A 13,749-nucleotide genomic window follows, 5' to 3' on the forward strand; every position below is an offset into this window, starting at 1 on the left:
CTACTCTAGAGCGCATGGCCAGCCCGAAGCCGTCCCGTATCGTCGAAGCCCACCCCGCCACGCCCGCACCGTTCCTCGGGCCTGCCTATGACCGGCTCGGCGTCACCCTCGGCCCCGAGGGCGGCACCCTTCGTGTGTGGTCGGAGGACGCGACAGGGATCGATCTGGTCGTCTTCGACGCGGACGATCTCGACTGGATCACCGCGGGCATCCCGCTGACCCCCGCGGGCGACGACGTCTGGGAGGTGACGACGCCGCACCTGCGCGTCGGCGCGTGCTACGCGCTTCGCGTCACGGGTCCGGCCGGCCCCGGGCAGACCTTCAACCCCGAGAGCCTGCTCCTCGATCCCTACGCGCGAGGCCTGGTGCCGGTGCGTATCGGCCAGTGGCGCGCGACCGTCGTCGACGACGAGTTCGACTGGAACGGGATCGCGCGTCCGCAGACGCCGATGGACCGGACGGTGATCTACGAAGCCCACGTGAAGGGGCTCACCAAACGGCACCCCGACATCCCGCCGGCGCTGCACGGCACGTACGCGGGACTCGGGCATCCGGCGATGATCGCGCACCTGCGCGGGCTGGGTGTGACCGCGGTCGAACTCCTGCCGATCCACGCGTTCGAGACCGAGCCGCGCCTTCTCAATCAGGGGCTGACGAACTACTGGGGCTACAACACCCTCAACTTCTTCAGCGCGCATGCGCCCTACGCGACCGCTGACGCCGTCGCCGCCGGTCCCGACGCGGTGCTGCGCGAGGTCAAGACGATGGTTCGCGATCTCCACGCCGCGGGCATCGAGGTCATCCTCGACGTGGTGTACAACCACACGTCCGAGCTCGGTCTGGGCGGACCGCGATCCAGCTTCCGTGGTATCGACAACCGCGGCTACTACCGGCAGCAGGACGACGGCGCCTACATCGACGTCACCGGGTGCGGCAATGCCGTCAACACGGCGACGGGCGCCGCCGCGCGTCTCGTGCTGGACTCCCTGCGGTACTGGGCCGACAACGTGCAGATCGACGGTTTCCGCTTCGACCTGGCCGTGACCCTGGGGCGTGGTGGCGACAACGCGTTCGATCCTGAGCACCCGCTGCTTCGGGCGATCGTCGAGGATCCGTCGCTCGCGGGCCTGAAGATGATCGCCGAGCCCTGGGACGTCGGTATGGGCGGCTGGCAGACGGGCAACTTCGGCACGGGCTGGGCCGAGTGGAACGACCGCTACCGCGACCGCGTCCGCAACTTCTGGCTGAGCGACATCGATTACGCCCGCCGCGCCTCGACGTCGCCCGTCGGCATCGGGGGTTTCGCCACCCGGCTCGCCGGCTCGTCGAACACGTTCAGCGCCGAGCGCGGACCGCTCGCGAGCGTCAACTTCGTCACCGCGCACGACGGCTTCACCCTGCGTGACCTCGTCTCCTACGACGTCAAGCACAACCTCGGCAACGGTGAGCAGAACCGCGACGGCGCCGACACGAACCGTTCTTTCAACCACGGTGCCGAAGGGCGCACCGACGACGAGGCGATCCTGGCGACGCGCCGAAAGGCGATGCGCAACCTCATGGGAACGCTGCTGTTGTCGGCCGGTGTGCCGATGATGACCGCGGGCGATGAGTTCGGGCGGACGCAGCGAGGAAACAACAACGCCTACTGCCACGACTCGCCGCTGACCTGGCTCAACTGGGAGCATGCTCCGTGGCAGGACGACCTGCTGGCTCACGTGCGTCGACTCATCCAGTTGCGCCGCGACAACCCCGCCCTGCGGCCGCGTCGTTTCGCGCGTGACGCGCACGTCGTGCCCAGCGCATCGGTCATCGACTGGTACGACGAGAACGGCGAGACGATGTCGATCGAGCGATGGACCGATCCCGCGCACCGGACCCTGCAGTACGACGCGGCATCCACACCGGAAGAGGAGGATCCGAACCGGATCCTGCTGGTCGTGCACGGCACCGAGCGCGCGGTGGACGTGACGCTCCCCACGATCGACGGCGTGGCCGGGTACGTGTCGCTCTGGTCGAGCGTGCCGGATCTTCCCGACACGACCGAGCCGGTGTTCGCCCCGGGCGATGTCCTCACCTTGCCGGGTACCGCGCTTCACCTGTTCCGGATGCAATGACGCGACCCGGACTCGCGGTGGTGTGCCCGTTCGGGGTTCGGCGGTAGGTTCGAGTCGTGGCTTCGACGACGCGCTCCGCTTCTTCCGTTCCTCCTCGCGCGACGACGCTGCGCAGCGCTGCACCGATTCCGGTACGCCCGGTCACCGCGTGGCGCGGTGTGACAGACACGCGGGCGGGACGGATCCCGATGGCGCTGGCGCACCCGTCCGTCCCGGACGCGCTGTTTCGACCGTCCGCATTCTCCGGCGAGGCGGTTCCGTTCGTCGTCACCGCCTTCCGCGAGGGGCACGACCGGATCGGCGTGCACGTGCGGCTCTTCTCCCCCTCGGGAGAGGAGTCTCTGCATCGGCTGTCTCCGCTCGGTGACGGTTTCGATCGCTGGAGCGTCGACATCGCGCCCCTCGAAGAGGGCATCTGGCGGTTTCGCTTCGAGGCCTTCGGCGACGATGTCGCGACGTGGGATCACGCGGCGCAGCTCAAGATCGCGGCCGGCGTCGATGCGCCGCTCATGCGCGAGATGGGCGCCAGACTGTTCACCGACGCGGCCCGGGAGAAGGACCGCCCCGCCGCCGAGCGCACTGCCCTGAACGCTGCCGCCCGCGCCCTGCGCGAGCAGAGTACGAGCGACGACGAGGCGTTGGCGGTCATGCGCGATCCTGCGATCTGCGCCGCCTTTCGTGCCCGACCGGTTCAGTCGCTCCTCACGACAGGTCCCGACCTCGAGTTGCGGGTGGAGCGGGAGCGCGCGGGCGTCGGCGCCTGGTACGAGTTCTTCCCCCGGTCGGAGGGCGCGAAGCGGCTGAAGGACGGGTCGATCAAGAGCGGCACCTTCCGCACGGCGATCAAGCGCCTGCCGGCCGTCGCCGCGATGGGCTTCGACGTGCTGTACCTGCCGCCGATCCACCCGATCGGCGAGGTCAACCGCAAGGGACCCAACAACACGCTGACCGCGGGTCCGAGCGATCCCGGCTCCCCCTGGGCCATCGGGTCGGCCGCCGGCGGCCACGACACCGTGCACCCCGATCTCGGCACGCTCGCCGACTTCCGCGCTTTCGTGCGTGCGGCGCGCGCCGAGGGACTCGAGGTCGCGCTCGACCTCGCGCTTCAGGCGGCCCCCGACCATCCGTGGGTGGCGGCTCATCCGGAGTGGTTCACCACCCTTCCGGACGGCACGATCGCCTACGCGGAGAATCCGCCGAAGAAGTACCAGGACATCTACCCGATCAACTTCGACAACGACCCCGCCGGTATCCGCGCCGAAGTCCTCCGCATCGTGCGGCATTGGATCGCGCAGGGCGTGAAGATCTTCCGCGTGGACAATCCGCACACCAAGCCGCTGCAGTTCTGGGAGTGGCTCATCGCCACGGTGAACGCCGAACACCCCGACGTGGTCTTCCTGGCCGAAGCCTTCACCCGTCCGGCCCCCCTGCAGGCGCTCGCGCAAGCCGGGTTCCAGCAGAGCTACTCGTACTTCACGTGGCGCAACGCCAAGGCGGAGCTGGAGGAGTTCCTCCACTGGATCTCCCACGACACCGCGGACTTCATGCGGCCCAACCTCTTCGTCAACACGCCCGACATCCTCACCGAGTACCTCCAGTACGGCGGCCGCCCCGCCTACAAGATCCGCGCGGCCCTGGCCGCCACCGCAGGCGCCTCCTACGGCGTGTACGCCGGCTACGAGCTGATCGAGAACGTCGCCCGGCCGGGGTCGGAGGAGAACCTCGACAACGAGAAGTACGAGTACAAGCTGCGCGACTGGGATGCCGCGGCATCCCAGGGCCTGACCATCGCCCCCTACCTGACGCGCCTCAACGAGATCCGTCGCGCTCACCCGGCGCTGCGACAGCTGCGCGACATCTCGATCCACTGGAGCGACGACGACGCGATCCTCGTCTTCGTCAAGCACCTGCCCGCGGCGCTGAGCGTCGACGGGGTCGACGACACGATCATCGTCGTCGCGAACGTCGACCCGCATTCGACCCGCCAGACCACGGTGCACATCGACTCCACCGTGTTCGGCGTGGCGCGCGGCGCCGACTACGTCGTCGAGGACCTCGTCACGGGCGCGACGTGGACCTGGAACCAGGACAACTTCGTCCGTCTGGACGCGTTCGACGAACCCGTCCACATCCTGCACGTGAAGGAGACCCGATGAGCGACATCTCCGACCAGGTCCTGGACACGGTCGCGACGGGCTCCTACCACGCCCCGCACGACATCCTCGGCCCGCATCGACGCGCCGATGGGTCCTGGGTGATCCGCGCACGCCGGCCGATGGCATCATCGGTCACGGCCGTGGCGGACGACGGCACCGAGATCCCGCTCGAGCACGTGCGCGCCGGAATCTGGGAGGGCCAGAGCCCCGCGCAGCCCCGCGCGTACGAACTGGTGGCCACCTACGAGGGCGGCGCCGACTACCGCGTCGACGATCCGTACCGTCATCTTCCGACCCTGGGCGACGTCGATCGTCATCTGATCGCCGAGGGTCGCCATGAGCAGCTCTGGCAGGCGCTCGGTGCCCACGTTCGCCATTACGACGCGGTCAGCGGCGTGTCGTTCGCTGTCTGGGCGCCGAATGCGCGCGCGGTGCGTGTCGTCGGCGACTTCAACGCGTGGGACGGCCAGGGGCACGCGCTGCGCAGCCTCGGCTCCAGCGGCGTCTGGGAGTTGTTCGTGCCCGGGCTCGCGGCCGGCGCGGTCTACAAGTACGAGATCCTCACCCGCCACGGCGGGTGGATTCTCAAGGCCGACCCGATGGCACAGCGTGCCGAACTTCCCCCGGCGACCGGGTCCATCGTGACCGAGAGCGCGTACCGCTGGGGCGATGAGGAGTGGATGGACGCCCGCGCCGGCCGCGATGTCCTGGCCCAGCCGATGTCGACGTACGAGCTCCACCTCGGGTCGTGGCGACCCGGACTCGGCTACCGGGACGCGGCCGAGCCCCTCATCGCTTATCTCACCGAGACCGGCTACACCCATGTCGAGTTCCTGCCCCTGGCCGAGCATCCGTTCGGTGGCTCGTGGGGGTATCAGGTCAGCGGATACTACGCTCCGACGAGCCGTTTCGGCAGTCCCGACGATTTGCGTTACCTGATCGACCGACTGCACCAGGCCGGCTTCGGCGTCATCATGGACTGGGTTCCGGGCCATTTCCCGAAGGATGCGTTCGCGCTCGCCCGTTTCGACGGTGACCCGCTGTACGAGCACCCCGATCCCCGCCGCGGCGAGCACAAGGACTGGGGCACGCTCATCTTCGACTACGGCCGCAACGAGGTGCGCAACTTCCTGGTGGCCAACGCCCTCTACTGGCTGGAGGAGTTCCACGTCGACGGTCTGCGGGTGGATGCCGTGGCCTCGATGCTCTATCTCGACTACTCGCGCGAGGCCGGCGAATGGGAGCCGAACATCTACGGCGGCCGCGAGAACCTGGAGGCGATCCGGTTCCTCCAGGAGGTCAACGCCACGGCATACAAGCGCTACCCCGGCATCGCCATGATCGCGGAGGAGTCCACCAGCTATCCCGGCGTCACCTCGCCCACCAGCGCCGGTGGCCTCGGCTTCGGGTTCAAGTGGAACATGGGCTGGATGAACGACTCGCTCGAGTACATCAAGCGCGACCCTATGTACCGCGGCCATCACGAGGGCGAGCTGTCGTTCTCGTTCGTCTACGCCTTCAGCGAGCACTTCATCCTTCCGATCAGCCACGACGAGGTCGTCCACGGCAAGGGGACGCTGTTCACGCGGATGCCGGGAGACCATTGGCAGAAGCTCGCCAATACGCGGGCGTTCCTCGCCTACATGTGGGGGCACCCGGGCAAGCAACTGCTGTTCATGGGCCAGGACTTCGGCCAGCTCTCCGAGTGGTCGGAGGGTCGGGGACTCGACTGGTGGATGCTCGACCAGCCGCCGCACCGGCAGCTGCTCGACTTCGTCGGCGCCCTCAACCGGATCTACCGCGACAACGCGCCTCTCTGGGCGCGAGACAGCGACGGTTCGGCCTTCACGCGCCTGGGGGCTCCGACCTGGAACCCGAACGTCATCGCGTTCGCCCGCCACGACCACCACGGCAACACCGTCGCCGTCGTCTGCAACTTCTCCGGCGTTCCCCTGCACGACTACGCGCTGGATCTGCCGGCGGGCGGAGCGTGGCGGGAGCTGCTCAACTCCGATGCGCAGGCTTACGGCGGCTCGGGAGTGGGGAACTTCGGCACGGTGCACGCCGACGACAACGGACGCGCGACACCCGTTCTGCCCCCGCTCGGCGTCCTCTGGCTCGGCCGCCCGGCGTAGGTGCCGGCGGCCGATGCCGGAACAGTCGGTGTCAGAACAGCAGTGAGGTCAGCCGGCCGCGGGCACGGATGACGCGCGCGTCGCTGTTCCCGATGAGTCCGAAGAGCTCGATGAGGCGATCGCGGACGGCGCCGCGCTCATCGGACGGCAGCGCCGCGAACAGGTCGAGCAGGCGCGCGAACGCGTCGTCGACGTGACCGCCGGCGATGTCGAGATCGGCGACGGCGAACTGGGCCTCGATGTCGGTGGGCGCGGATGCCGCGGCATCCCTCGCCTGCTGCAGGTCGAGCCCCTGCACGCGCTGCAGGAGGCGCACCTGGCCGAGACCGGCCTGAGCCTGCTCGTCGCGCGGGTTGTCCGCGAGCGCCGCCTCATACGCCGAAACGGCGCGCGCGTAGTCGCCCGCCTCGATCGCATCGAACGCCTCCTGGTGCCGCGGGGGCAGTGCGGGCTCGTCGGGTTCAGCCGACTCCGCGCCGTCGACGGGGACGGTGCCCGTGACGCCGTTCTGGGCTGCCAGCTGCAGCAGCTGGGCGAAGACGTCGCGTACCTGCTGCTCCGGCACCGCGCCGGTGAACAGCGGAACGGGCTGACCCGCAACGAGGGCGACGACCATGGGGATCGACTGCGCGCGGAAGCCCTGGGCGATCTGCGGGTTCGCATCCACGTCGACCTTGGCCAGCACCAGACGTCCAGCGAGCTCGGTGACGACCTTCTCGAGGATCGGGCTGAGCTGCGTGCAGGGACCGCACCACTCGGCCCACAGATCCACCACGACCGGCACGGACCGCGACAGCTCGAGCACCTGACCGAAGCTCTCGTCGGTCGCATCGAAGATCAACGACGGGCCGGGGCCCGCTGAGGGCGCCGTCGCGGAGCCGGCGGGTGCCGACCGGCGAGAGCGCAGGGAAGACAGGTCGACGGCACCGCGCAGCACGGCGCCCGAGGTGGGATCGCTCACTTAGGGGGCTACTTTCGCGTCGAGGATGGAGGTCGAGTACCCCAGCAGCTGGATGCGCTTGCTGGAACTCTGGGAGGGGACGAAGAAGAAGAGCTGGTCGACGAAAGTGGTAGTGAAACCCGTCGAGGACTGATTCACGCCGGTGAGTGTCTGCACGATCGCGTTGTTGTCGAGCTTGATCACCGCGTCGGTGTTGGTGGGCTTGACGGTGTCGCTCTCGTGCACGGTCACCGCAACGATCGCGCCCGAATCCAGCGTGGCCAGTGAGATGGGTTCGTCCGGCCCCGCCGATGCCGCGTACGTCAGCGTCCCCGTCTGCGCGCCGGTCTGGTTGAACGCCTGCAGCCGGGAGGCGCGGTTGTCGGCAACGAGCTTTCGGAAGGGGTCGTTCGTCGAATCGAACTGCGACGCGAACGCGCTGCTGTCGCCGTTGGTGAGGATGTCGGCATAGGCTGCGGCCACCTTGTTGGGGGCGAGCGCCAGGAACGGCGAGTCGGGGTCGATCGAGATCGCGCCGACGTACGAGGGCGCGAGATTGAGACTGGCCTGCGACACCAGCTCGGCTTCCCGCGTGACCTTGTAAGGCGACCAGGGGTCCTCCTGGGTCACGCTGAGGATGACGTCGCCGGTCTCGATGACCGCGAAGAATGTGCGCGGCCACCCGTCGTACGCCTCGGGCAGGATGATCTTGACAGGCTTGTCGGGCAACGCGCTCAGTGCCGTGTGCCCGGCGACGTCGCGGAGCTTGTAGTCCGTCTCGCGGGCCGCCAGAGCCGAGCCCGTCAACCGCAGCGCAGCCGCCGCGGGATCCTTGGCGGCATCGGCCTTCGCCACCTGCTCGGAGACGCGCGTGAGGATGCGCTCGGCCTGCTGCTGGGTGACGGCGGGCTGTCCCTGATCCTGCGGCACGACGACACTCTCGGATGCCGTGGGCGTCGGCGTGCCGGCGAACTGCGGCCAGGCATCGGCAGTGCAGCCGGTGAACAGCAGCGCGGCGACGCCGACGGCCGGCACCGCGATGAGTGAGCGCTTGCCGCGGGTCAGCTGACGACGCGAGGGCGTGGCACTGATGACGCCCTTGTCGGCGCCCGCGACCGCGACGTCGATGGGCTCGGTCACCGGCATCGGCAGACCCTTGCGGCGCGGGCCGCGCGATCGGCGTGCATGCCGCACGCCGAGGACGTACACGATGATGCCGATCAGCAAGAAGATGCTGCCCAGGACGATGAGAGGACCCGCCCACGGGGTCGTCGCTCCCGTCGGCCAGGTCACGGTGAGGCTGCTCGGCGCCGGCTTCACACCGTCGGTGGCAACGAGCAGGCTCATGTCCGCCGGAAGCTGCAGGGGGGTGATGAGGACGTCATCCTGCTGGAACTCATCCAGCCAGAGATCCGAGCCGACGGGGGTGATCGGCGCGCTGCCGGCGGCCGGCGGGTTCTTCGCCGCGACGGCCGTCGTCGTGGTGGCTCCCCCATCGACGGTCACGTGCGTGTACGAGGACGGCGTCAGCCAGGCTTCGAGGTCGGCCGTGCGCCCGTACGAGGCGAAGATCGTGCCCGCCTCCTGGACACGGAGGGTCTGTGAGCCGGCGTGGCTGTTGAGCACGCTGCCATCGATCAGGATGTACGGCGCGTCGCCGGTGACGGAGATCGTCTCGGTCTCGGTCCGCGGACCCTGCAGCACGGTGCGCTGGGCGATGCCGGCGCCGATCATGACCGCAGCCAGCACGAAGGCCGTCACAGCCCAGACGAAACGCACGTAAGACACCTCCCGCGCGCACCGCAGACGGGATCGCGGCGCGCAATCGACGTTCCAGCCTAGCGACATCCTGCTGTGCGTCGCCCGGGAGGACAGTGATACCCCGGGCGACCGCCGCGGCCGTGTCGCCCGCGAAAGCGCCGCGCGGTGCGTATTCTGACATCACCATGAAGCTGCAGCATCCGTTCCGTACGGCTCTCGTCGCCACGCTCGGCGTGGGCGTCGGCATCCTGCTCATCACCAGCGTGCAGTCGCTGTCGACGATCCTGCTGTACGTGGGGACGGCCCTGTTCCTCGCGCTCGGGCTCGATCCCCTCGTCAGCTGGCTGGAGCGTCGTCGCCTGCCGCGGTGGGCGGCGCTGCTGATCACCTTCGCGGCAGTGCTGGCGGTGTTCACCGGCATCGTGCTGATCGTCATCCCGGTCCTCGTGGGGCAGATCGCTCAGCTGATCACGCAGGTGCAGCGACTCATCGACAGTGCTGTCAACGGCTCGTGGAACCCCGTCGACGATCTGTCGAAGTGGCTGCACGCCACCTTCCCCGCGCTGGATGTCGACATGGCGTTCAAGTACGTGTCCGACTGGTTCAACACCCTGGACTTCGCGCAGATCGGAACGTCGGCCGGCAACGTGATCCTCGGCATCGGCGCCTCGATCATCTCGCTCATCACCGGGGCGATCATCATCCTGATCCTCACGATCTACTTCACCGCGTCGACGCCCTCGCTGAAGGCGTCGGTCGCACAGCTCGTGCCCGCCTCGAAGCGGGCACGTTTCGTCGACCTCTCGGAGCAGATCACCGCATCCGTGGGTCACTACGTCATGGGGCAGGTCACGCTCGGTGCCATCAACGGTGTCCTCAGCGCCGCCTTCCTCTCGATCATCGGAGCCCCGTTCCCGGCCGTGTTGGCGGTGATCGCGTTCTTCTTCTCGCTGATCCCCCTCGTGGGCACACTCACGGGTTCGGCGATCATCGTGCTCACCTGCCTCATCCCCGGACTCAGCTCGCCGCTGACGGCGATCGTGGCGCTCGTCTGGTACGTGGTGTACATGCAGGTGGAGGCCTACCTCCTCTCGCCGCGCATCATGAACCGCGCGGTGTCGGTGCCTGGTGCCGTCGTGGTGATCGCAGCGTTGGCCGGAGGCGCCCTGCTCGGACTCCTGGGCGCGCTCATCGCGATTCCCGTTGCCGCGAGCATCCTGATCATCTACCGTCAGGTGATCATTCCTCGCCAGAACGAGCGCTGAGTCCTACTGCTGGTCCCACTCGGTGGCGAGGGGCAGCGCGTCGGGGTTGACGGCCGCGACGATCTCCGTGAGAACGCGGCGCGTCTGCGTCTCCCCCACCCACAGATGCTTGCCGCCGTCGACGGCGATGACCCGCGCATGGTCGATGGGGGCGAAACGGTCGTGAGCCTCGGCGGGGCGGAGGTAATCGTCGAACTCGGGGATGAGAGCCACCACCTGCCGGGTCTCTCCGCGCCACGCGGCGACGTCCGCCGCGGTGGCGCGATGCAACGGTGGGGACAGCAGGATGACGCCGTCGATCGCGTGATCCCGCCCGTACTTCAGAGCAAGTTCGGTACCGAAAGACCATCCCACGAGCCAGGGATGCGGCAGAGCCCGCGCCTCGACGAAAGCGAGCGCCGCGGCAACGTCGAACTCCTCGGCGCGTCCGCCGTCGAAGGCACCCTCGCTCGTGCCGCGGGGCGACGTCGTGCCCCGCGTGTTGAATCGCAGGACGGCCAGGTCGGCCAGGGCCGGCAGACGTCCGGCCGCTTTCCTCAGGATGTGCGAATCCATGAAGCCGCCGGCTGTGGGCAGCGGATGCAGTGTCACGAGCGTGGCGACCGGGTCGCGGTGTGCGGGCAGCGCGAGCTCTCCGACGAGAGTCAGCCCGTCGAGCGTTTCGAGCTCGATCTCCTCGCGCCGCGCGGGCAGAAGTACCGGTCCGCGAATCTCCATTTCATGCCACCTTCCAACAGGCCGTGTGCCAGTGCCGCCGCGCGGCCAGATCCGCGGCGTCGCCCAGGACACCGTCCGCCCGCCACACCACGACGTGAGCCGTGCGCGGCGCTATCGATCGGCCGCACCCCGGGCAGACGTAGGTCTTCTGCGCCTGGACGGCACTGACCGGTTGCACGGTCCACTCGGCGCCCCGCCGGGTCTCGGTACGCTTCCAGCCGCTCAACAGCCGATCGAACGAATCGTCGGCTGGTGAGGGCTGCCGTCGGTTCGCGCGCGGCATGTGCTCAATACCACCCCGTGGACTGTGAGTGCGACCACGCCCCGCACGGGCTGCTGTAGCGTCCCCCGATGTAGCCGAGGCCCCAGGCGATCTGCGTTGCAGGATTGGTCTCCCAGTCTGAGCCCGCCGACGCCATCTTGCTTCCCGGAAGCGCCTGCGGGATGCCGTAAGCGCCGCTTCCCGCGTTGTAGGCGCCCACACGCCATCCGGACTCCTTGTTCCACAGGGCGACCAGGCAGGCGAACTCGTCGTCGCCCCAGCCGCGCTGCTGGACCATTCCGTACGCGATGGACTGTGCCGTGCCCGGGTCGGGGGCCACGAACGGGGGCGACCACGACGAGCTCGACGTCGACGATCCCTTCGCTGCCGACGGCGTGGGCGTCGGCGTGGGCTTGGGCGTGACGTAGACGCTGTACACGACGCCGTCGCGTCCGAGGCCGACTGTCTGATCGGATGCCGCGAGGTACGCCTGGGCGTTGGCGATCGTCGACGCGTAAAGAGAAATGGGGGCGACCTCGGCGGCCTGGGCGCGCGGGCTCGTGGCCGTCATCGGTCCGATGTACGCGACGCCGAATCCGAGAACGGCCAGCACGGCGAATCCGCTCATGGCTCCGCGCCGTCGCGACCACTTCGCCGTGGGGGCAGGCGGACGCACGCGACGCGGGGAAACCTGATTTCTCCGTGCGGCGCGCGTCTCGGGAACATCGACGCGGGCGGGCGTCGATTCGGCGTCGGCAGTCACAGTCCTCCGATTCTAGCGCGCTGCTCCGAGCCCGCCAGGCTGTCCTGATCAGACGACGGCGAGCATGACCTCGACGGTGGCGTCCAGGACAGCGTCCACCTGCGCCTCGCTGTAGCCCCGCCGCTGCATCCGGAAAGCGACCGAACGCACCTGGTCGACGGTCACCGGTTCGCCGCTCTCGAGGAAGCGTGCGATCTTGTCGGCGACCAGATCGACCTCGTCGACCCGGTAGCCGAAGCGCAGCATTCCGACGCGGCGGAAGCGACGGCCCTTGGGGCGGGTGAGGCGATCCAGCACCTCCTGGGCCAGCTTGCGCGACTGTCCCACCCATGCTCGTGCGCCGCGACGAGACAGTGCCTGTTCGCGTTCGCGGGCGGCGAACGCGTCTTCGATGCGGCTGAGAGCAGCATCGACCGCGACCACCTGGTATCCGCGCCGCACGAGCGGAAACGCGACCGTGCGGACGGCGGACGCATCGATCTCTGTCGACTGCCCCGACTCGAACGCCGCGCGGGCGCGGGCCAGGAAATCGTCGACGGCGTCGGGACGATAGCCGCGCGTGCGGCCGGACGTCAGCGGGAACGGCGGCGCGCTCGTCGCGGGGGCGTCGTTCATGAGACCACCAGAGGAGAGAAGAGGAAATAGAGAGCGAGAGCGGCGGCAGCCGAGGGCAGGATCGAGTCCAGCCGATCAAGCACGCCCCCGTGACCCGGCAGCCATGAACTCATGTCCTTGATGCCCAGATCGCGCTTGATCATCGACTCGCCGAGGTCACCGACGGTCGCACACCCCAAGATGAGCAGCCCGAAGACCACGCCGGCCCACCAGGGGATGCCGAGGACGAACAGTGCCCACAGGACGGAGGCGATGAGAGTCGCCAGGGCTCCTCCAGCGAACCCCTCCCATGTCTTCTTCGGGCTGATCCGCGGCGCCATCGGGTGCGAGCCGAACGCGAGCCCGGACGCGTAGGCCCCGGTGTCCGTCGCGACCACGGCGATCAGCATGCCGAGTACCCAGTACTCACCCTGGTCCTGGCGCAGCAGGACGAGCGCGAGACTCGCCAGGAACGGGACGTACAGCGGGAGGAAGCCGGCGATCAGCACATCGCCGAGGACCTCGCCGTATCGACGCCCGTCGCGAGCGACCATCTGCGCGAGCAGCCGCCACACGATCACCGCGGTCACGGCCCCGAAGGTCAGCGCCCAATGCGTCAGGTGACCCGCGAAGAAAGCGGAGAGCATGATGACCGCGCCGGCGACGATCTGCGGCCACACATCGACGCGCCGGCCGGCGGTCTGCAGCGCCCGGCTGAACTCGAACACGCCGAGCAGACACACCGGCACCGCGAACACGAGGAAGAGCCACTTGATGAACAGCAACGAGCCCAGCACCACGGCTCCGACCGCCAACCCGATGAGGATCGCCATCAGAAGATTGCGACCGGTGCGCGCATTGATGCGGTCGGTGACTTCCTCGAAGTCGGCGCGAGCCCGGTCCATCTGGTGCTCGATCTCGGTGCGCGCGGCGCGCACGTGAGCCTGGAAGCTCGCCGAGCTGGCGGAGCGCGCGCGGTCCCCCTCCGGGTCCGGAGCGCCTCCGAGCTCGGCATCTCCCGGCGAGTCGGTGGTCGGCACGT

The 13,749-nt window shown here is 68.7% G+C and carries 11 protein-coding genes; 4 read left to right on the top strand and 7 right to left on the bottom strand.

The genetic code is table 11. The annotated features are described in order from the left end of the window. Window positions 1–14 precede the first annotated feature (14 nt). The 3 genes from glgX (at window position 15) to glgB (ending at window position 6,405) form a co-directional block, all read left to right on the top strand. Window positions 15–2,114: a glycogen debranching protein GlgX gene (gene glgX / locus DEU37_RS12410; RefSeq protein ID WP_121190962.1), complete on the top strand. Its 2,100-nt coding sequence runs from the start codon at window positions 15–17 to the stop codon at window positions 2,112–2,114. 188 nt (window positions 2,115–2,302) lie between these two features. After that, window positions 2,303–4,270: an alpha-1,4-glucan--maltose-1-phosphate maltosyltransferase gene (locus DEU37_RS12415; protein ID WP_121190963.1), complete on the top strand. Its 1,968-nt coding sequence runs from the start codon at window positions 2,303–2,305 to the stop codon at window positions 4,268–4,270. Next, a complete protein-coding gene (gene glgB / locus DEU37_RS12420; RefSeq protein WP_121190964.1) occupies window positions 4,267–6,405 on the top strand; it encodes a 1,4-alpha-glucan branching protein GlgB in 2,139 nt (712 codons plus the stop codon). Before DEU37_RS12415 ends, glgB begins: the two co-directional genes overlap by 4 nt. A gap of 31 nt (window positions 6,406–6,436) precedes the next feature. Here glgB and DEU37_RS12425 read toward each other — a convergent pair whose 3' ends face one another. Next, window positions 6,437–7,366, bottom strand: a complete 930-nt coding sequence (locus DEU37_RS12425) for a tetratricopeptide repeat protein (protein WP_121190965.1) — start codon at window positions 7,364–7,366, stop codon at window positions 6,437–6,439. Next, the gene (locus DEU37_RS12430; RefSeq protein ID WP_121190966.1) at window positions 7,367–9,124 is read right to left on the bottom strand and encodes a glycosyl transferase; all 1,758 of its coding nucleotides are present in this window, start codon (window positions 9,122–9,124) and stop codon (window positions 7,367–7,369) included. A 167-nt stretch (window positions 9,125–9,291) separates the two neighbouring features. On the opposite strand from DEU37_RS12430, the gene DEU37_RS12435 reads away from it, so the two are divergent. Continuing rightward, the gene (locus tag DEU37_RS12435) at window positions 9,292–10,371 is read left to right on the top strand and encodes an AI-2E family transporter (RefSeq protein ID WP_183043685.1); all 1,080 of its coding nucleotides are present in this window, start codon (window positions 9,292–9,294) and stop codon (window positions 10,369–10,371) included. A gap of 3 nt (window positions 10,372–10,374) precedes the next feature. Here the strand turns inward: DEU37_RS12435 and DEU37_RS12440 are convergent, their stop codons facing one another. From DEU37_RS12440 to DEU37_RS12460, 5 genes are all read right to left on the bottom strand, one after another. Beyond that, window positions 10,375–11,088 carry an alpha/beta hydrolase gene (locus DEU37_RS12440; RefSeq protein WP_121190968.1) on the bottom strand — a complete coding sequence of 238 codons (714 nt, stop codon included), beginning with the start codon at window positions 11,086–11,088 and terminating at the stop codon, window positions 10,375–10,377. Between the two features lies 1 nt (window position 11,089). Beyond that, window positions 11,090–11,371, bottom strand: coding sequence for a hypothetical protein (locus DEU37_RS15115; RefSeq protein ID WP_121190969.1), 282 nt, complete (start codon window positions 11,369–11,371; stop codon window positions 11,090–11,092). 4 nt (window positions 11,372–11,375) lie between these two features. Then, window positions 11,376–11,978 (bottom strand): lytic transglycosylase domain-containing protein, encoded by a 603-nt coding sequence (locus DEU37_RS12450; protein ID WP_121190970.1) that lies wholly within the window; start codon window positions 11,976–11,978, stop codon window positions 11,376–11,378. 183 nt (window positions 11,979–12,161) lie between these two features. Beyond that, a complete protein-coding gene (locus DEU37_RS12455) occupies window positions 12,162–12,728 on the bottom strand; it encodes a DivIVA domain-containing protein (RefSeq protein WP_121190971.1) in 567 nt (188 codons plus the stop codon). Next, window positions 12,725–13,747, bottom strand: a complete 1,023-nt coding sequence (locus DEU37_RS12460) for a phosphatidate cytidylyltransferase (RefSeq protein WP_121190972.1) — start codon at window positions 13,745–13,747, stop codon at window positions 12,725–12,727. Before DEU37_RS12460 ends, DEU37_RS12455 begins: the two co-directional genes overlap by 4 nt. Window positions 13,748–13,749: the final 2 nt, after the last annotated feature.

The sequence above is a fragment of the Microbacterium sp. AG790 genome, from assembly GCF_003634765.1.
GTDB lineage: Bacteria > Actinomycetota > Actinomycetes > Actinomycetales > Microbacteriaceae > Microbacterium.